We start from the raw sequence: 20,365 nt of genomic DNA, 5'->3' as shown, positions 1-20,365 counted from the left end.
GCAATCACTGATTCTCAATTATCGAGTGATTCGTCAATAGTACCGTCGGGCATCATATTATCTGGATGGTAAACGCCGTTTTGCGACTGCTGAAATCTTTTACAGTTTTTCCAGTTCTCGGCGGCTTTGCAGTAATTGTCTGCCCAGAAGCCGCTGATTCTGCCCTGTCTTTCATATCTTCTGAGAGGACATAGGTTATACCATTTACAGCTCATAATAAAACCTCAAGAATCTTTCCTTCTCAACGGTCGCCGGATTTGCTCATGTTCATGCCGTCTATTTTGTCTTCAAGCCAGCCCAGTCTTATATCACCCGCTGGATTAAGATCAGGAACATAAGGCTTTATATCCAGAACAGGGCTGCCGTCTGCCATGTCAACGCCGGATATGGTTAGCGTGGAACCACTTATTTCCTCGAGCTTTACGGTTGATATGCCGATCGGGTTAGGCCGGTGAGGGCTGCGGGTGGCAAAAACGCCGTGCTTCCGGCCGTCCCACGGCGGGCAGGCCGTCAGAGATGGATGCTCCACCCTGTGCAGATTAAACACCACGACAATGTGGCTGAAACCGTCAAGATCTGCAAGCCCCTCGGCAAATTCATCGAATATTTCAATCTCTGCCTGTAAATGCTGAGCACCGACTGACTGGCGGGGAATCCCCTTAGCTTCCGTAAACTGAGAATGTATAACGCCTATCGGGCTAAAACATATTTTTTCCATTATATACCTGTTATTTATTTAGAGTTAATGATTCGCCATAGTTATATAAACCAGACACCATACATAAATAATAGTAATAATTTGAAAATTGTAAATGCTTCTATAAATGTTTACTACCACATGCTTTCAAAATAAGGGTAGCGGCCTTCAGCTGCGTCAGTATTATTTTTCATATATATTCTAAGCAGTTCGAAAAAAGTCGGAGCATCAAGCAATTCGACCTTGCCTTCGCTCTGCTTTTGTATTTCGTTGTTTACCTGCACATACCAGGTCGGAGTTTTCAAGATATTACGGAACCAGTGAAAAGGAATACTTCTTGCTGCAATCCGTTCCATCACCAGTTCAGCGGCCTGGGCAGGGTCTGAGCTGTTTACATCGTAGTCGCTTCGAAGTACCGGCATATCGCCAAACAAGCAGCTTATTGGAGCCTTAGCGGGAACAATACCATTTGGGCTGAAACTTTCATAGCATTCATAGAGCGCTGAATCCATAGGATTGGCGTATCCATCAATAATAAAGCCTGTTATGGTTAAACCCCACTTGTCGTAATACTTTTTACAGTGCTGCTGCCAGAGTTCCGTGCCGTCTTTCAATCCCGAAACAGGCCGTCCCTCCGCATTCCATTTTGAATATTTCAATGCACCCGGGTTTAGATAACCGGCACCGTTATCAGCCGCGACGAAATAATCGTTATCCGTGGCTGTTTCACGCAGATACTCCATTGCCATAGGTGCTCGCCTGGCAAGAACGGGACTTATGCTCCACATCATAGGCACCTTGCCCCGGTTTTCATCGTCCCAGATATCAGCCGTGCGCTGATACAGCCATGACGCGGCATCATAATCGCCTACATAAAATATAATAAATTCACGCCCATCGAAGTTCACCCTGCCGTCTTTCGTGAGATAACCTCTCTCCAGAAGCTCTTCATGCGATACCCATTTCTGAGGATATTTGTCTTTTAAGTTGTAATGCTGCCAGAACGAGGCGTTTGCCATAGCTCCAAAACCGATGGCATCGGCATCCTTGTATGCGTTGTAGCCGCTGAGTATATAAGCGTATTCCCATTCAGTCGATACATCGCCATGGCGGCAGCCGGCACTCTTTGTGTACTTATGAGCCCATGGCGGGAATCCGCCTACATAAATCATTTCTTTTTCATCAAGGAGCTGATTACAGAGCAGCAGCAGCTCGCATAACGTCCGCCTGTCTGTGCCCTCAATTTGACCGGGATCGTCGTTTGGAGCCTCATCTGCCCAGACATTCAGATCAAAAAACCACGCTTTATTGCTCACAAAATAGTCATGATTAGTCAGATTGTGGTGGTTTTTGGGAATACTGGCTAATTTGCTAGTCCAGAAGTAATCAATATAATACGCTCCAAAAGCGGGATTGAGCTTTCCAGTCTTGAGATAATGTTCTTTGAGCCATATATAGGCATCACATTTCGCCGAACCGGTAGTATAACGGTCTGTTCCGGGAATAAGCCCTTGCTTGTCAAACAAAGAATCCCCGTTGGGCTTGACCAGCCATACCTTAACTTTAAAGCCGATCTTATCAGTTAGAACCGAGTACAGACTGCCCTCAGATTTATCATAGCGGACAGGTATCAGATTATCTGCCCCGGCAACAGAAGATGCGACATTGCTCGTCGCCGCGACATTTCCATCATAAACAACCAGACCGTTGACCCTGTTTTTAAACATTCTAAACAGCTCTTCTATATCACCAACCTGTTCAAATTCGACATCGTCAAGCCAGCCGCCGTCTGCTGTTGCCTTTTCAAGCCAGTAATTATCGATGTTTATATCTTTACGCCGCGAATCAACATACCGCAAATACAAAGTCGGCTTGTCTCTATTCAAAATGCCCTGTAACGCCGCGACACTGTGGCAGTTGTCCCAGACATCGCTGCGGATATCTTCTTTACTGTAATCCCAATCGAGAGTATATCGCAGATCAAAGATCTTGACACTTTCAGCCGCGGAAATCTGTATCAATAGAAGAATTGTTACAAAGATATATTTGAACGAATAGTTAAATTTTCCAATCGACATATAATTTACCTTTCATGTGTTGGTGTTTATCCAGAATATTTTATACTTGTTCAAGTCAGCGAATAAACCGCTCTTATCCCAGGAACTCAACCTGAGCGTAATATGCTCCGCACAGCTGTTCGCCTGATTCGTCGAGGAACCAGCCCTGCAAGGTTGTCCTGCCCTTGGGCAGTTTGGTTTCAAAGACCACTTCCCTGTCTTTGTCTTTGACCTCGAAAGTCTTTTCTATCCCGCCAATCTTCATCCTGGCGGTCTTGATCGGCAGAGCCTTGCCTTCGGGATATAGATCAATGATTTTGTTTGCCTGCGCGTTCTTTGGCGAATCGTAACGGGGCAGACCGTCACTGAGTGCCGCGTCAACTTCCAGCGGCCAGCGGCGCAGTTTAATACGGTATCTGCCGGTTCTCTCTGCAAAGAGATTCCAGTATCCATACATTGGATTGCCGTTTCTGACAGACCGCTGCATAGTTATAGAACCCTGGCCGGTGCATCCAAACCAGTCAAAACAGGTGATCCAGACGGGATTCTCATACCGGCTGCCCACATGTATAGGCAGCGAGCTTTCAACTGTCGTGTAAGGCTGAACCTCTTTCCACCATTGTTCATAGTGATTTCTAAGTCGCCTGACAATTTCGGGGTGCTTATCTGCAATGTTGTCTTGCTGGCCCGGATCAGAAGCAAGATTGTACAGTTCTTTGCCTTCAACAAGCCTCCATTCTTTCCACATCACTGTGCTTTGCCACATTTTCGGCTCTACACTGGTCGCGCATTGAACAATGAGCATCCTCTCGGGCAGAGGCTTTCTCTCTTTGAGAAATGGAGAAAGGTCCATCCCGTCAAAATGAGTGTATGTTTTAAGTGATTCTCCAAGCCCGCAGGCTCCGATAAGAGTCGGGAACAAATCCTGAACCTGTGTCAGCCCCTCTTCGACATATCCGCCGCTGAGCCCCCCTTTGATGTGACGAATTGCACATATCAATTTATGCCCGCCCTCGTAGTATGAGCCCTTGTTACCTCTCAAACCCGCATTATATACACCCTGGCCGCCGCAGCTTCCATTGTCGCCAAACCAGACAACGATGGTATTGTCGTAGAGTCCTTTATCTTTGAGGTATTTATCCAGATCTCCAATGTTCTTATCATGCCTGGCAATCATACCGAAAAATAGGGATTGACCAAACTTGACATCATCAGCGTATGGTTCTGCCTCTTCCATCGGCGGAAAAGTCGGGCCATGGGGCAGATTTGTCGGCAGGCACACAAAAAACGGCTCATCCTTCTGCCTGCATTCTTCGATAAAATCCTTTCCCAGACGGAACCACACATCATCGCAATATCCATCATACTTTTTATACTCGCCGTTATGGCTGTAAACATCATCCCAGTAATCGTTATTCCAGTAGTTAGGTGTCTGCCCCAGGTGAGCGCCGCCAAAGGTTACCACTTCGTCAAAGCCTCTGTCTTGAGGGCGATAAGGGTAATTCTCTCCAAGGTGCCATTTTCCGAAAAGGGCTGTTTTGTATCCGTTTGCCTTAAATATCTCCGGCATAACCGGCACATCCGGACGGATCATCTCGCGTGAAAACTGGAAGCAGAAACCCCCGTTTCGCAAGGCATCCTGTCCGCTGAAGAGCTGGCTCCGCGTAGGCGTACACAGCGGAGCAGTATGGAAATCAGAGAGTGTTACACCTTCTTTGAAAAGTTTATCTATATTCGGCGTCTTTAGATAAGGGTTGCCTGTAAGCGAGAGGTCTCCATAACCCTGGTCATCAGAAAAGATCATTATCACATTCGGTTTGTTCTTTTTCTCTTTTACAGAAAAAGCGGAGAATGCAGGGTTCGCGGCAAGACTTGCTGCGCCTGCGCCGAGGGCTGCTAAGAAACCTCTTCTTGAAATCTTACTATACATACTAAATATTCCTCGAATTTAATTACTAACCTTAATTAACTGTCCTTGATGAATTTACAGAACGTATTTTCTCAAGCCGGCTGAACATCTTTTCAGCAATATCAGGATGTTTATCACAGATGTTGCGGCTTTCTGAAGGATCATCCTTTAAATTATAAAGCTCTTTCTTAAAGGACTTTACAACACCAGACCTGGCTTTTGCAAGCCCTTCGGGCAGCGTATCGTCTATATATTTCCAACCGCCGGCAATCAGTGCCTGCCTTCCGTGAACATCTGAAATAACCATGGCTTTGCGGCTGGAGCCGGCGGCAGGGCCTTTCAAAGAGGAGAGAAAACTGAAGCTGTCCGGAGCAGTATCTTCAGATTCGGGTAATTTGCCGTCGGTGATTTCGCAAACAGTTGCAAAAACATCTATCAGGCTGATCATATCATTGGACAGAGCGCCCTTTCTGTTAATTTTATCCCATGAGAAGATGAACGGCACCTTGCAGCCGCCCTCCCAGATAGTATGCTTATCGCCTTTGAGCTTACCGTTTATCTCAAGGCCGCAGCTTTGAGCGTATCTCTCGGGCTTTGAAGGATCGCCGGGGATATCGCCGCCGTTATCACTGGTAAATATTATGATAGTATTTTCTTTAAGATTCATATACTCAAGTGCCTCAACCAGCCTTCCAACACTCAAGTCCACATCCTGGATAAAGTCGCCGTACGGGCCGCAGTCACTTACCCCCCGCATATAGTCTGAAGGGGTGATAGGATGATGAACGGCTACAGGGTTAAAATAAAGGAAAAACGGTTTATCTTCAGATCGCACCCGCAGCCATTCGACTGCCTTGTCAGTCAAATCACCCATTACGTCTTTATTTACCCTCTGCGGGGCATCGTAGCCGCGGTATTGAGATCCGTAAAAGGTCTTCGAATACGGGTGCCTCTCTCTGCTTCTCAAACCGTAAATACCGTCATTCTCGACATATACCCCGTACATATCACCATGATTTTGAGGCACACCAAAATGATAATCAAAGCCAAGATCAAGCGGCCCCGGCGATAATTTTCCGGTAAAATCAACAAATTCGCCATTTTCCGAACTGCCGTAACCCAGGTGCCATTTCCCGATTGCCGCGGTCTCATAGCCTCGGTTCTTCAGCCAATCGGCAATTGTGACTCTGGACGGATCCGGCAGCAGCGGTGCACCTGGGTCAACAACACCAAACTTCATAGAAGACCGCCACGGATACCTGCCTGTTACGAAGCCGTAACGTGTCGGGCTGCAGATTGAAGCCGGTGTATAAGCGTTAGTAAACCGTATTCCAGACTCCGCAAGTTTATCTATGTGCGGAGTGCGAACGAGCTCTTTGTCAGCCCCGAAACAATTTATGCTTGAATAGCCCAGATCGTCTGCAAGGATAAACACGATATTAGGGGTTTGCCCTTCGTTTGCGGCGATTGAATTTGCGATCACACTATGAACACCACTGCCCAAACTGTAATCTGCTGCTGCCGCAACAGCCGCCGCTGTAAAGGTTTTAAGAAAAGACCTTCTGGAGAAACCGCTGCTTTTATAATTATATCTCATTGATTAGCCTTTCAATCTATATGTTTTAAAGAGAATCTCTGCAATGCTCAACTGATTTACTGCCGCCGGCCTCACAGTTGAGCTGTTACCAGAAGACGGTATCCCTGCTTGTTGTAGGCGAATTACTGTTGGCATGTACCTGGGCTACATCCGGACTGCACTCATTCATCAGCTCGGGCTCAAACTCTGAGCCATTTTTCCAAATCACGGAACCATCGCCGAAGAGCTGGTTTGTGCCCGCAATATCCGGCACTCCAACTTCAACGTTATCGCCCCACTTGTCCTGATGAACTGAGCTTCGCCCTTTACTGTGATTATACCACCATGCGCCGCCGTTATGCCAGCGATAAACCGCATCAGCCATAAGAAGTTTATCTCCAGAGAGGTTTCTGGCTGTTAATTCCTCCGGCTCTGTCGTATTATCACGCCACAAATCTACCCTGGCAAAATAGGAATAGCATACGGGGAACCAGGCCCTTGCGTAGGGAGTCCTCTGTTCAGGCTCCAAATCCTGGAGCTGTTTGTACTGATCGAATACCTTAGAAGTATCAACCTGGCTCTCAGGACAGATCCATGCCGGAGACATCTCACGCGTATTGACATCAAATCCGGGAAGATAAGGATCCATCTTTTCCATACTCATTTGATGCTCCCACGGCGAGCCTTTAACGCTGAATACAAGCATGTGGCACGGCACTTCGACAGCCCCGCCTCTCGAGCCGCGGGATGTTCGGCTCGATGGTATTTTGTAATCGTTGTCAGAATAATAAGCGTTAACTGCCAGCCCCCAGTTATGCAGATTCGAACCGCAGACCGTACGTTTGGCCTGTTTTCGAACTCTTGACAGAGCAGGCATAAGGATTGACATCAGAAGAGCTATTATCGAAATTACAACTAAAAGTTCGATCAGAGTAAATGCTTTTTTTCTATTCATTTGGCACCTCTATATTAAAATTTTGCGTTTTCCAACATGTGGTTTTTGTATCCGAACAGTCTCGTACCGGGGAAATAATTTCTGCCCGGATAGTGAGTACGGCACATAAAAGTGTATATTCTTTTACGCATCATCTCGACAACATCGGCATAATTTTCGTCATCTATGAGGTTAGTCATCTCATGCGGATCTTTTTCCAGATCATAAAGCTCATCTTTGTTGCTGCATGTATAGCCGTATTTGTAATTTTCGTAGCGGCAGGTCAGCATATTTGTCGCCATGTTGCCAATACCGAAAAATTCAACTATAACGCTGTCTCGCCACTCGACTTTTCTACCATCGACAAAGGGTTTGACTGATGCACCGTCAACAATGTTTTTATCATAATCAGCGCCGGCGTAGTCAAGTATCGTCGGATAAATATCGATCTGAGAAATGAGCTTATCCACCTCTTTACCCGTCTGGGACTTATCCATGCGTGGATCTTTTACTATCAGCGGCACTCTCTGAATCTCCTCGAAATGGCTCCAGCCCTTGTCAACCATGCCGTTATGGCTGCCAAGCGTCTCGCCGTGGTCACTGGAAAATATGACAATAGTATTATCCGCAAGGCCTTTGTTCTCGAGATGTTCCATCAGTCTGCCGATTTCATAATCAATGTAGGTGGTAAAGGCGTAATAATGCTTCAGGCCTTCTTCCCAAACGCTCCACGGCGAAACCGAACCAAGAGCGTGGCGTTTCATTCTGTGCGGGCCGAATTCATTATCCGGCTTCCAGTTAAAGTTCTCCCACTCGGGGATATGAACATCTTTGTACATATCAATGAATTCCTGCGGCGGATAATACGGCTCATGGGGGCCCCAGAAATTGTGCCATATAAAGAACGGCTGGTTTTTCTTTGAAAAATCGTCTATCAGAGAAATTGTGTGCTCAGCGAGATAATGGGGAACACAGCTCTCGATGCCGCCCTTTTCTACGCCGTATCTGCCGGTAATTTTATGCGGCCTCTCTCCGGGAACCATGTTTCTTTTGTAGTTATTCTTGCGGAGATATTCCTGGTAGCCTTTGCTTCTGTGTCCGCCGTCACCGTGACCGGGTACGTCCATGCCGATAAATCCGCGATTGGTCGGCAGCGCTGTGTCTTTAGCGTCCGTACCCAGATGCCACTTGCCCGTGTAGCCGCACTGGTAACCTGCAGATTCAAGCCTGCGGGAAAGGATATTCTTATTGTCAGGAATCTCCCATAACCTGCCGGTGTATTCGCCGCAATTAGCGTTGATATTGTGCTTGTGCACGTATCTGCCTGTCATAATAGTACCTCTTGCCGGCGAGCACATTGGACAGCTGGTATAGGTATTTCTAAATAACATACCCTTTGCTGCCAGCTTGTCGATGTTTGGGGTTTTACAGTATTTCGCGCCGTAAGCCCCGACCGCTGAGAGTCTGTGCTGATCTGTGAAAATAAATAGTATATTGGGTTTATCACTATTGCCGCGGCTCTGTGCAGCACCTGCCGTGCCTATTTGATTGCCTAAACCCAGGGCAATTGTTGCAAGAGAGCTGTTTTTTATAAATTCCCGTCTTGTGTTTTTCGTATAACTCATAAATTTTACCTTTCTATGTTAGAGGTTTTATTTTACCAGCATTCTATTGTCTGAGGATCGTTGCACCATAACCACTGCATGGCAAGTATTGCGAAATCGCGATAATCCTCAGATACGCTGAGCCAATTAGATGCTAAATCTGCCAAGTCGTAAACATCTACGAAGCAGTCCGGAGCCCCTGTTTTGCCCGACTTATCAGCCTGGAGATATCCAACATCTCCGCAAACGCCGTCATGAGGATACCAGGGCAGTAATCCGTGCTCTAATTCTACAACATCGCTTATGCCGTCGTTGTCTGTATCAACACTGTAAACATCGTCAACGACCTTCAAATCAATCTTGTACGGCAGATTGTTTCGCTGCATAAAAGACGTATATTTATTTATTTCATCTAAGTTTATCACAGCGACATTATCTATTAAGCAGCTGCCCGCAGTCTTGGCTCCGCTGCTGTCAACAACTCTGAAAGCTGCATTGATGTATTTTGTGTTTAAATCCTGAATCGCATAATCCACACTGAACAAGTCATATTCACTTTGATTCGGATTAAAATCATACGTTTGAGATTTACCTAAAAACGCCCCGTTTATATCACGCTCTGAAACTGTAAGCCGAAGCCTGGTATCACTTATTCCAACCTTTTTTGCTGCGAAAGAAACTTCATAACTGTTTCCGTACTCGGCATCGATCTTATCTATATAGCGGTCAATCGCATGGTCACCTTCAGCGGCAGCCAAAACGTTCATTAAAGCCGCCTTGTCTCCTTCATAACTATCATTGCTTATGCTGAATTCTGCCTCCGAGCCGTTTACCGCGAATGTGCGCCAACCCTCAAAATCAGATTCAAAACCGGGATTTGTCAGCAGATTCTGTTCAGAATAACCTACCATGTCGAAATACAAATCATATTCACCCTCGAGATTCGGCATCTCAATTGAAATTGAAAAATCAGCCGTTTCTCCTGTCGCTACTGTCTCTGATGAACTCAAAAGCACCCTTTTATCAAGCCTGAAATCATCAGCAGTTACTTCCTCTCCGCTGGGAACAATAGCATACATTAAGCCGTAACCGTCTTGGCGGCTCCAGAGATCCCAGCCGTCATTTCTGACGGCAACCTGTACCTGAAGGTTTTGAGAAGTCTCTAAAATACCAGGAACATCACAACCTGCCCAGGAAGCTCTATATGTATTATAGCCGCCCAGATGGTGCCTTAACAGATAGTAAAAGCTATAAGCATCTAAAAATCTGTAATCGTTGCCAAGCAAGCGGCATTCTTCCTCAAGGTCTTTGAGATCCTGGGGATAAATATTTATTGCTCTGTACAACGAAAAATTCACGCCGCTGCCGCTTGTAAGGCCCAGCTTGGCAGCGTTGATTGTGTCGGTGTACAAAATTGTCGGAGTCGTTTTAATTATTGGAATATTAGTGCTCAGCATAGGTGCCGCAATGTTATCACGCATATTGACAGCCATGCCGTCGCCGCTGAAACTCTTATAAACCTCACAATCGACAAGCTCGAGTTCGCCGCTGCTGCCGTTTTGAATTCTTGAACTTATGGAATAGTCAAACATGCGGTAATACTTTTGGCAGTGCCTTTTCCAGACATCCCTTGCGTCTGCGTAACCAGAGGGCCATCTCTCACCATAGAGCTGACCGGGGTGGAGATATCCGGCGCCGGAGTTGCCGCCGACAAAATAGTCCTTGTCGCTCTTATTGCGAAAGACATAGTCATAAGCAACGCTGATCCTGTCGGAAGTATTTGGTGTAGGAGCCCAGCAGCACGGAACTTCGCCGCGGGCCGAGTCGTCATACCTCTCGCCTGCAAGCCAGTACAGCATCCAGGAAGCCTGATCGTAATCACCCATATATATCAAGATATAGTTATTATCCACAACATTGCCGCTCGAATCAATAAAACCTCTCTCAACCAAATCCTGATAAGACGGCGGCGAATTCTGCAGATACTCCCTCTCTTCGAGTGCCGGCTTCAACGCGTTATAAAAAGATGTGTTACTGACGAAATTAAGCCCCGGCGCGTCGGCTTCCTGATACGAGTTGTATCCGCTGAGTAGCCGTACAAGCTGCCATTCCGTTTCAACGCCGGTATGAATCCCGCCCACATTGTCGGTATATTTGCGGGCCCAGTTAGTGAAACCGCAGAACTTTATCATCTCAGAGTAGTTATTCTGTATATTGCACTCATCGAGAATAGTCTTAAAAGTCTCAAAGTCAGTTCCCAGCGGCTGAGTCGGATCATCGGTCGCCGCCTCATCAGCCCATGGCGAAAGCTCAAAACATACGGCCTTTTTCTTAAACGCATAATCAAGGTTCCGCAGCTGGGTATGGTTCATGTCCACTTCATCTTTCATACCCCACAAGTCCAGTGTATAAGAGATGTTAGTGGTGTCTAACATCCCTGTCTTGATATAATTCTCTACCAGCCAGATGTAGGCATCACACTTGGCGCTGCCGGTAGATTCGCGGCCGGTCTGCCAGATTGTGCCGCTGCCGGTGAATTTGCCGCTCAAATCGAGAACTATCGGCAGCCGGGCACCGCTGGAATTAGTCACAAACATCTTATAAACGCCGCTGTCCGGGTCATTTCTAAGCGCAATGCAGTCCCGGGCCGCGGCGGCAGAGGTCGCGGCAAGACTCGTTGATATAACTCCAGTCTCAGGAGAGCTGTCATAAAGCACAACTCCCCGGGCAAGACCTGCGAACATATCGATATACTCGGATATATTGTTGATCGTCTCAATATTCCAGCCTTCACACAGCCCGCCCGGTTCAACAAGCCGATCAAGCCAGAGCTGGTCTCTCTCGTCAAAAACCAGAAAAACTCTCGGTGCTTCCCTGTTGGCAAGCCCCTGAAGCGCCACTGCCGAATGAAACAGGTCATACTGCAAAGATTTTGACCAACCATCTGAGAAACTCATATCCCATTTATAAATAGTCGGCTTAGCCGCAGCCTGCAAAAATTGTGCAGAAAAAGCTAAAAACAGTATGTATATGCATTTTACCAGTTTGTTACGGTACATTTTTACCTTTTATACTAATTCTGCCAACACTCTATTGCCTGAGGGTCATTACACCAGAGCCATTGTCTGGCAAGTACAGTGAAATCGTCATAACCCGCTGATCCCGTAAGCCACATTGAGGCCAGATCTATCAAGTCGTTAACATCTACGTAGCAGTCCGGCACCCCTGCATCTCCGGATGTATCTGCCTGTAGATATCCCACATCTCCGCAGACACCGTCTTGGGGATACCAGGACAGCAAACCGTGTTCTAACTCTACAACATCACTGATACCGTCATTGTCTGTATCAACGCTGTAAACATCATCGACAACCTGCAAAGTTGTTTTCCAGGGCAGATTGTTATATGACGAGAAAGCAAGGCAGGAATTATCTAAATCTGAATCTGTAATAGAGACACTATCTATCAAATAACTGCCGGCGGTTTTTGCCCCGTTGTAATTAACGACCCTGAAACCTATATTGATGTATTTAGTATTTTCATCCTGAATTTCATATTCACAATTGCATTGCATGTATTGACTCTGGTCGGGATCGAAGTCAAAGGCCCCGTATTTAGCCAGATAGTCACCGTTTGCATTGAACTCTGACACAGTGAGACGTATTTTTGTTTCGCCTGCCGCGGCCTTTTTACTGTCAAACGAAACACTAAATGCGTTTCCATACTCAACTGCAATCCTGTTTCTGTCCCGATCTAAAGCATGGTCGCCCTGAGAGCCGCTGGTAATATTCATCAAAACTGCCTTATCTCCATCACTGCTGTCACCGCTGATACTGAACTCTCCTTCTGAGCCGCTTACGGCAAATGTCCGCCAATCAGCAAAATCTGATTCAAAGCTCGGATTCGTCAGCAGGTTGGCATCTGCGAATTTAATCATATCAAAATATAAATCGTATTCGCCTTCGATCTCGGGCATATCCAGAGAAACCTCAAAATTTGCGATCTGGCCGGTTGAAACAGCCTCCGAGTCACCCAAAGAAACTCTCTTATCCAGATTATAATCATCAGCCGTTAACTCCTGCCCGCCCGGGACAATCGCATATACCAATGAATAACCGTCTTGACGGCTCCAGATATCCCAGCCGTCATTTCTGACCGTAAGTTGAACCTGTCGGCTTTGAGAGGTTTCTAAAATATCTGGAATATCATCACCCCTCCAGCAAACTCGGTGATTATTATTGCCGCCTAAATAATACCTTAACAAATAATAAAACGTATAAGCATCAACAAATTTATAATCATAGCCAAGCTCAAGGCACTCTTCTTCAAGGTCTTTAAGATTCTGGGGGTAAATATTTATTGCTCTGTACCACGAAAAGTTGACGCCGCTGCCGCTCTGTAAACCCAATTTCGAAATTTCTATGGTATCCCGGTAAAGATCCGGCCCATTTCTCTCAATCAGGGCTACATTGCCGCTCAAAACAGGATCGTCCAAATCTCTGTTAAAGCCTATCCCGTCGCCGCTGAATTGCTTATAAGTATCAGCATCAGTCAGGCTTAAATCACCGCTGCCGGAATTAAGCAGCCAGCCTGTTATCGAATAATCAAACATACGATAGTACTTTTGGCAGTGTTTTTTCCATATATCCCGCCCGTCCGGGTATCCAGAGGGCCACCTTATGCCGTAAAGCTGGGTTGGATTAACATAACCGGCTCCGGAATCGCCGGCAATGAAATAGTCTTTATCGCTTTTATTGCGGTACATATAATCATAAGCTACACCGATCCTGTCGGAGGTGTTTGGCGTAGGAGCCCAGCTGCACGGAACAACGCCGCGTGCAGGGTCGTCATACCTGTCTCCAGCAAGCCAGTAAAGTGTCCACGCGGCCTGATCATAGTCACCCATATATATCATTACATAATTATTTTCTACAACATTGCCGCTCGAATCGATAAACCCCTTATCAACTAATTCCTGATATGACGGCGGCGGATTCTGAATATACCGCCTCTGCATAAGAGCAGGTTTCAAAGCATTATAAAAAGATGTGTTGCTGATGAAATTACGGCCCAGGGCTTCTGCCTCCATATAGGTATTATAAGCTGACAAAAGCCTCACTGTTTGCCATTCGGTACTAACCCCTTCGTGGCTTCCTCCCGCGCGGGCAGTATATTTGTATGCCCAGTTAGTAAAACCGCAGAACTTTATCATCTCAGAGTAGTTATTCTGTATATTGCACTCATCGAGAATAGTCTTAAAAGTCTCAAAATCTGTTCCCAGCGGTTGAGTCGGGTCGTCGTTTGGCACTTCATCAGGCCAGGGCGAGAGCTCGAAACACACGGCCTTTTTCTTGAATGCGTAATCAAGGTTGCGCAGCTGAGTATGGTCGAGAGCCACTTCGTCTTTCATTCCCCATAAATCCAGTGTATAAGAGATGTTAGTAGTATCTAACAGCCCTGTTTTGATGTAATTCTCTACCAGCCAGATATAGGCATCGCACTTGGCGCTGCCAGTAGATTCGCGGCTTGTTTGCCAGATTGTGCCGCTGCCGGTGAATTTGCCGCTCAAATCCAGAACTATCGGAAGCCGAGCACCGCTGGAATTAGTCACAAACATTTTATAAACGCCGCTGTCAGGGTCATTTCTAAGCGCAATGCAGTCCCGGGCCGCGGCGGCAGAGGTCGCGACGAGACTGGTTGATATAACGCCCGTCTCTGGCGAGCTGTCATAAAGCACAACACCCTGGGCCAAACCTGCGAACATATTGATATATTCGGAAATGTTGTTAATCGTCTCAATATTCCAGCCTTCACAAAGCCCGCCCGGCTCTACAAGCCGATCGAGCCAGAGCTGATCATCCTCTTCAAATACGAGAAACACGCGGGGTGCGTCTCTGTTTGCAAGCCCCTGCAGAGCAACTGCGGAGTGAAACAGGTCGTACTGCAAATCCCTTGACCAGGTATTGGCAAAACGCAAATCCCACTTATAAATAGTTGGCCGCTGCTGACTTAAACCTGTAACAGCGGCAAAAAGGAGAATAAGTATCAAAACCTGGTATTTTTTTAGCATATATAGCAACATTTCTTAGTTAAAGAACAGCTCAAATATTTATGCTGTCTTAATAAAATTTAGATGCCGGCGCCGCTGCCGCGGCGCCGGCGGATAATCGTTATAATTATAGTGCTTATTCGAGCCAGCTGGCTGCAAAACCGGCAAAGTCGAGCATATCTACGACGCAATCCCCGTTAAAGTCTCCTCTGTGGACAGTGCCGCAAGTGTCTTCGTATTTAACTCTGATTCCGTCGATATCTATAGTGCCGCTTCCGCTGGTACCGTCAGCCGCGGGGCTCCAGCATCCAATCAGAATAGCGGAAACCGCATCCAGTGCAGATTTATCGCCTGTATGAAGGTTATCCAGGCTTGCATTCCACTCAGTCCAGCCTGTAGGAGCGTAGGTTGAGCCCTCTGAACGTTCCAGCCAGATTTGATCGACAATGTTGCTCACGTCAACCGCGCCTTCAAACAGCTTGATATACAGAAGGTTCTCTTCACTGTTGCCTGGGTGACGGTTGAGATAAATCTTTATGGCACTGCCGTTTGTCAGATCCATAGTTTCATCAAGCGTAAGCACGATATCTGTGTAATCCTGATCGTTACCGCTGGTATCATCAGCATCGTAGTCCCATCTCATGGCGCTGGTGCCTTCATAAACATCAACAGGATCGGTAAGCAGTGTTACGGTGCTGCTGGTATTGGAGCCGTTGAATCCGGCCCAGTAGAACTCCTGCCATTTTGATTCGAGAGCTGCCTGGTCGGCATATCCTTCGAAATCATCGACTGTAACTACTTCGCCTTCAGCGGCTATATCAGCATTTAGCCAATCATCTGTAAAGACATACATATCATCAGCGTTTACTGAAAGGTCATAATTCAGGTCAACCGGATTCAGCCCATTGCCTTGATACAGCTTAACAGCATCGATCAAATAGGTTCCTGCTGATTTAACCGAGCCGTCGCCGTTATAGATTGTAAACCCTATATTGACGTAGGCAGCCGATGGATCCTGAATTGTGTAGTAGAAATCAAACTCTCCGTAACTGCTGCCGGGATCAAAGAAAGCCGTCTCTCTGGCATAGGATATGAAATTCTGCTCCTCATCTGTTTCATGCATAGCCAGCATAAGCAGGGTATCATCTCCGGAAACGTTCTTAGCAGCGAAAGAGAGCCTGATTTTATCTCCCGGTGAAACAGCAAGTTTAGAGTTGATACGGTCTAAACCGTGGTCACTGCCGGCAGATACGCTCGTAATATCCATCAATGCAGCCTTATCTCCCTCGTAGGCATCGCTGCTTATCGAGAATTCAGCCGTTGTACCTGTTGCGGCGTAGTGACGCCAGCCGGTCCAGTCTTCTTCAAAGCCGCCGTTAAAGAAACCCATCAACGGCTTTTGAACATCTACCGCGTCAACAAGATAGTGGCCGGCAGATTTTTGTCCAGTTTCGTCAAATATCCTGAAGATTGGATTACATTTGACTGTATCAGGATGGGTTATCTGATGGTAAATCTTGTTTGTCTTATAAACGCCTTCTTCGACATCAAGGTCATATAGAGCAAAGTCGCATCTAGCTCCGTCTGCGTCAAACTCAGCGATAATAAGCCTTAGGAACGTATTATCGCTCGAGACCTTCTTAACCGCTGATGATATCTCTAAAAGATCGCCCGCAGAACCCGGGAAACGGCTGTCCCATCTATCCAGCCCATGGTCGCCGCCGCCTACGGTAATCTCAAATGAAAAGGCATTGCTGCCCTCATAAGCATCCGTAGTCAGGCCGAAGATTCCTTCCGCTCCGCCTGCTGCATAAGCCCGCCAGCCGAAATCACCTTCTTCGAAACCGCCGTTATACACCAGGTCTGCTTTAGTAATACTTACACTGTCAATATAGTATTGCCCTTCATACAGTAAACCCCAATCATCAACAATCCTGAAACTAAGATTGATAAATTCTGTCCGGGGATCTGTAATAAATGCATAAGCCTCGTATTCAGTATAACTGCCTTCTACCGGTCTGAAGAAAAAGTTGTCCTGAACACCGAAAAAGCTGTTGTTTGCGTCTTTGTTCACCACCGAAACCTTCAGCCTGGTGTTTGCTGAACCTATTTTCTTGGCGGCGAATCTGACTTTCAATACATCTCCGGTAGATACTGGTATCTCTGCATTAAACCTGTCCAAACCGGCATCACCCTGCAGAACATCTGTGAATTCGATTGAAGCAGCACTGCTGCCTGTATAGGCATCATTGACAATTGTAAAATTCGCTTCTGCTCCATTGCCGGCAAAATACCGCCAATCGGTAAAACCGTCCTCAAAATCACCGTTGGTGATTTCTACAGCACCGGCACCGCCTGCCAAAAATACTGCGATTAAAATTAAAAACTGTATTACTCTACTGGTTCTCATGGTAACCTCCATAAAAAACACTGTTAACAATTGCCGCCCAACGCTGTGCGGCAAAACTTTTTAAAAAACATTTATTCATAGCCGGTATTTACTTTTTTTGGCGAGAAAAAGCCGTAAGGCAGCCGGCAATAAGTATAATCGCCGTTGCAGGCTCAGGGACGGTTACTGCATCTATATAATAATGTCCGGTGGACTTTTCACCATTTTCGTCAAAAATTTTGAACTTTATGTCGCATTCTGTAGTGTCGGAGTGTATTACAGAATAATTAAACGTGTTAAGCGTATAGCTGCCCTCTGTGCTATCGAGTGTATAGAAAGAGCTTTCACCCAAATAGCCGTCAGAATCCCATTCGCTGACATACACCCTGAGAACTGTATTATCGCTTGAAACCTTCTTAATCGCTGCTGATATCTCTAAAACATCATCCGTAAAAGCCGAAAAACGGCTGTTCCATCTATCCAGCCCATGGTCTGAGCCGGCGGGAGAAGCTGTAATTTCAAATGAAAACGCATGATTACCCTCATAAGCATCAGTCGTCAGACCGAAGTTTCCAACAGCTCCGTTTGCCGCATAAGCCCGCCAGTCTGTATCACCATCTTCAAATCCGCCATTAGTAAGTTCGGCAGCGCCGACAGCGGCCGTTAAAGATACTGCTGTTAAAATAAAAACATACATTGCACCATTCAATCTCATGATAATCTCCATAAAAAAACAATATTAACAATTGCCGCCCAACGCGGTGCGGCAAAACTTTTTAAACATTTCCCTATAATTTGATTTTTATTTATATAATAAAACATACTTCAATTAGTTACTTAACTAACCATTGTTCTGCTAAAAATGCAAAATCCATTAAATTCACTTCACCGTCATCATTAAGGTCAGCATTGGGCTTCTGCCAATCTGAATTTTCGGCTATATCTAACTCAGCCTCATAAGCGGAGATGCCAACGGTATCCGTCGCTCCGGTAAAGCCCGCTCCGCCGCCTGCAACGTAACCGTCGCTTCTGCCTGTGGAGTCTTTGCTTATCCAGAACGAATAAATAGAACCGTTTGTAAGTTCAAAATGAAGTCTAACGGGCGTACCGGCTAGTTCAGATAAATCGCTGCCGTCTGACCAATTAAGCATCTCGATAGTGCTGTCACCGGTAAATGGAATACTGTTTTCCAACGTAAACGGCTCTATCGGGCTGCCATCTACGTCCTGAATTTCAGCGCGGATTTTTCCATTGCGGGTATCTACGTTTACAAACAGATAGTTGCCCGAAAACTCTACTTTGCGAGTCGTCAAATTTCCCGCCTGGCTGCCTGCATCAAGAGAGGCAAAACCGTCTCTTCGCATAAAAGCTACCCCTGTGGAGCCGTTATCGTACATACCGTTATTAACAAGTCCGTAGCTGTTACCTTTTTTTGACTCATTGCCGCGGAAAGCCGAATAATAGAACCATAACTTGTCGCCGCGAACAAGGCAGATATTACCTGCCGACTGCACATAACCTCTATCCCAGACATCGCTTCTCTCGGCCTGGATATGCGCGCGTCTGTCAGGACGATGCCAGTGGAAACCGTCTCGGCTGTAGGAGAACATTAGCTCGGTTATCTTCGGCAACCCCACTTTTGCACAATCTGGATTTGCCGGACCTTGTAAAATCTCGGCGAATCCCAACATAATGCTTTCATACGCTACCGCATCAAAGTTGTACAGCTGAGGTTTGAATTGTGTAAGATAATCATACGGGTCTTCTTCATCAGTCATAAGCCAGACAACCTTATCACTGTTGGTCCATTGAGCGTCTTGCATGAAATCATCGCATTCGTAATAATGCCTTGCTCTGCCGCGGCCATCAAAAGCAGCTCTTAGACTATAAACCCATTTTTTTCTAAATGGATTGTAAAAGTGTGTGCTTCGGTCTCCGGCCGGGCCGGTCTGTACCCGCTGATTCCAATGTATCCCATCCGGAGAGGTCAAAGACCATGGCCCACCCTCAACTGGAGCAGGAGGACTCAGAAACAAAGTCCATTTTTCCTGCGGGTCTTGAGCGTCCCAATTTCGGGCAACCGTCCATGAGTCAGGGATTAAATCCAGCGGCAAGACCTGATTTGTGCCGGGATTTATGTCAAAATGCGGACGTTCCCAGTTAATCCCGTCTTGACTCGTTGCCAAAGCTATTGTTCCAAGCCAGCCCGCTTCATACCACATTTTGAACAATTCGTCGTCTGGATCCCACCATACACCACCACTTTTAGGAGCAGCGGCAGCATTGCCAAGCTCGCCGTTCTCAAGAGAATTGGTTCTTATCTCGTTGATTTCAATCTCTGTTTCCGGTTTTAAGACGGGGTTTCCTTTGTATTTTTCAGGCTTGTGGAATGTTCGCACCAAATCAGTGTTCTCAATTAAAAAATCGTCAAAAAACAGCTGTCTGCCTATATCTATCGGTATTACTTCGGGCGGATACATTAAATACGGTACAGCCATAGGAGACTCGTCGTTCGGGTCAATATTATTAGGCGGCCATTCTTCCTGCAGACGAATACCGTTGTACAAAAGTTCGCCAGTATATACCGGCGGTTCCTGATTGAGAACATCAACTGCGTCTATATAATAATGTCCGGAAGATTTTAGCCCATTTTCGTCAAATATTTTGAACTTTATATCGCATTCTGTAGTATCGGGGTTTGTTACCGAATAATTAAACGTGTTAAGCGTATAGTTGCCCTCTGCGCTATCGAGTGCATAGAAAGAGCTTACACCCAGATAGCTGCCGCCATCATCCCATTCGCTGACATACACCCTGAGAACTGTATTATCGCTCGAAACCTTCTTAACCGCTGCCGATATCTCTAAATCATCGCCGGCAAAAGCCGAAAAACGGCTGCCCATTCTATCCAGCCCATGGTCTGAGCCGGCAGGAGAATCTGTAATTTCAAATGAAAACGCATTGCTGCCCTCATAAGAATCAGTAGTCAAACCGAAGTTTCCAACTGCTCCGTTTGCTGCGTAAGCTCTCCAATCGGTATCGCCATCTTCAAAACCACCATTAGTTAATTCTACAGCGACGGCGCTGGTCGCTGCAAATACTGTTGTTAAAATTAAAAACTGTATTACTCTACTGATTCTCATGCTAACT

12 protein-coding genes are annotated in these 20,365 nt (G+C 46.3%); all 12 read right to left on the bottom strand.

Going from position 1 to position 20,365, the window contains the following annotated elements:
- Positions 1-14 precede the first annotated feature (14 nt).
- Positions 15-215, bottom strand: coding sequence for a uracil-DNA glycosylase (locus SMSP2_RS02855; protein WP_146682514.1), 201 nt, complete (start codon positions 213-215; stop codon positions 15-17).
- A 26-nt stretch (positions 216-241) separates the two neighbouring features.
- Complete coding sequence (tsaA, locus tag SMSP2_RS02850; RefSeq protein WP_146682513.1) at positions 242-718, bottom strand: tRNA (N6-threonylcarbamoyladenosine(37)-N6)-methyltransferase TrmO; 477 nt, start codon at positions 716-718, stop codon at positions 242-244.
- 113 nt (positions 719-831) lie between these two features.
- Positions 832-2,775, bottom strand: coding sequence for a GxGYxYP domain-containing protein (locus SMSP2_RS02845; protein WP_146682512.1), 1,944 nt, complete (start codon positions 2,773-2,775; stop codon positions 832-834).
- Between the two features lie 73 nt (positions 2,776-2,848).
- Positions 2,849-4,684: an arylsulfatase gene (locus SMSP2_RS02840; protein ID WP_146684798.1), complete on the bottom strand. Its 1,836-nt coding sequence runs from the start codon at positions 4,682-4,684 to the stop codon at positions 2,849-2,851.
- Between the two features lie 31 nt (positions 4,685-4,715).
- On the bottom strand, positions 4,716-6,260 hold the full coding sequence (locus tag SMSP2_RS02835; protein ID WP_146682511.1) for a sulfatase family protein: 1,545 nt from the start codon (positions 6,258-6,260) through the stop codon (positions 4,716-4,718).
- An 85-nt stretch (positions 6,261-6,345) separates the two neighbouring features.
- The gene (locus tag SMSP2_RS02830; RefSeq protein ID WP_146682510.1) at positions 6,346-7,194 is read right to left on the bottom strand and encodes a type II secretion system protein; all 849 of its coding nucleotides are present in this window, start codon (positions 7,192-7,194) and stop codon (positions 6,346-6,348) included.
- A 14-nt stretch (positions 7,195-7,208) separates the two neighbouring features.
- On the bottom strand, positions 7,209-8,798 hold the full coding sequence (locus tag SMSP2_RS02825; protein ID WP_146682509.1) for a sulfatase-like hydrolase/transferase: 1,590 nt from the start codon (positions 8,796-8,798) through the stop codon (positions 7,209-7,211).
- 32 nt (positions 8,799-8,830) lie between these two features.
- A complete protein-coding gene (locus tag SMSP2_RS02820) occupies positions 8,831-11,836 on the bottom strand; it encodes a GxGYxYP domain-containing protein (RefSeq protein WP_146682508.1) in 3,006 nt (1,001 codons plus the stop codon).
- Between the two features lie 14 nt (positions 11,837-11,850).
- Positions 11,851-14,847 carry a GxGYxYP domain-containing protein gene (locus SMSP2_RS02815; protein ID WP_186804821.1) on the bottom strand — a complete coding sequence of 999 codons (2,997 nt, stop codon included), beginning with the start codon at positions 14,845-14,847 and terminating at the stop codon, positions 11,851-11,853.
- A gap of 115 nt (positions 14,848-14,962) precedes the next feature.
- A complete protein-coding gene (locus tag SMSP2_RS02810) occupies positions 14,963-17,236 on the bottom strand; it encodes a carbohydrate binding domain-containing protein (protein WP_146682506.1) in 2,274 nt (757 codons plus the stop codon).
- 88 nt (positions 17,237-17,324) lie between these two features.
- Positions 17,325-17,930: a PEP-CTERM sorting domain-containing protein gene (locus SMSP2_RS02805; protein WP_186804820.1), complete on the bottom strand. Its 606-nt coding sequence runs from the start codon at positions 17,928-17,930 to the stop codon at positions 17,325-17,327.
- 118 nt (positions 17,931-18,048) lie between these two features.
- A complete protein-coding gene (locus SMSP2_RS02800; protein WP_186804819.1) occupies positions 18,049-20,358 on the bottom strand; it encodes a hypothetical protein in 2,310 nt (769 codons plus the stop codon).
- Positions 20,359-20,365 lie beyond the last annotated feature (7 nt).

The organism is Limihaloglobus sulfuriphilus, assembly GCF_001999965.1.
In the GTDB taxonomy this organism is placed as follows: domain Bacteria; phylum Planctomycetota; class Phycisphaerae; order Sedimentisphaerales; family Sedimentisphaeraceae; genus Limihaloglobus; species Limihaloglobus sulfuriphilus.
The sequence above is the reverse complement of the archived record's forward strand: the minus strand, read 5'-3'. Positions and strand labels throughout refer to the sequence as shown.

Bases quoted from the DNA above. Each gene is read 5' to 3' on its own strand.
- SMSP2_RS02855 (WP_146682514.1), bottom strand. From the start codon at position 215: ATGAGCTGTAAATGGTATAACCTATGTCCTCTCAGAAGATATGAAAGA.
- tsaA (WP_146682513.1), bottom strand. From the start codon at position 718: ATGGAAAAAATATGTTTTAGCCCGATAGGCGTTATACATTCTCAGTTT.
- SMSP2_RS02845 (WP_146682512.1), bottom strand. From the start codon at position 2,775: ATGTCGATTGGAAAATTTAACTATTCGTTCAAATATATCTTTGTAACA.
- SMSP2_RS02840 (WP_146684798.1), bottom strand. From the start codon at position 4,684: ATGTATAGTAAGATTTCAAGAAGAGGTTTCTTAGCAGCCCTCGGCGCA.
- SMSP2_RS02835 (WP_146682511.1), bottom strand. From the start codon at position 6,260: ATGAGATATAATTATAAAAGCAGCGGTTTCTCCAGAAGGTCTTTTCTT.
- SMSP2_RS02830 (WP_146682510.1), bottom strand. From the start codon at position 7,194: ATGAATAGAAAAAAAGCATTTACTCTGATCGAACTTTTAGTTGTAATT.
- SMSP2_RS02825 (WP_146682509.1), bottom strand. From the start codon at position 8,798: ATGAGTTATACGAAAAACACAAGACGGGAATTTATAAAAAACAGCTCT.
- SMSP2_RS02820 (WP_146682508.1), bottom strand. From the start codon at position 11,836: ATGTACCGTAACAAACTGGTAAAATGCATATACATACTGTTTTTAGCT.
- SMSP2_RS02815 (WP_186804821.1), bottom strand. From the start codon at position 14,847: ATGCTAAAAAAATACCAGGTTTTGATACTTATTCTCCTTTTTGCCGCT.
- SMSP2_RS02810 (WP_146682506.1), bottom strand. From the start codon at position 17,236: ATGAGAACCAGTAGAGTAATACAGTTTTTAATTTTAATCGCAGTATTT.
- SMSP2_RS02805 (WP_186804820.1), bottom strand. From the start codon at position 17,930: ATGAGATTGAATGGTGCAATGTATGTTTTTATTTTAACAGCAGTATCT.
- SMSP2_RS02800 (WP_186804819.1), bottom strand. From the start codon at position 20,358: ATGAGAATCAGTAGAGTAATACAGTTTTTAATTTTAACAACAGTATTT.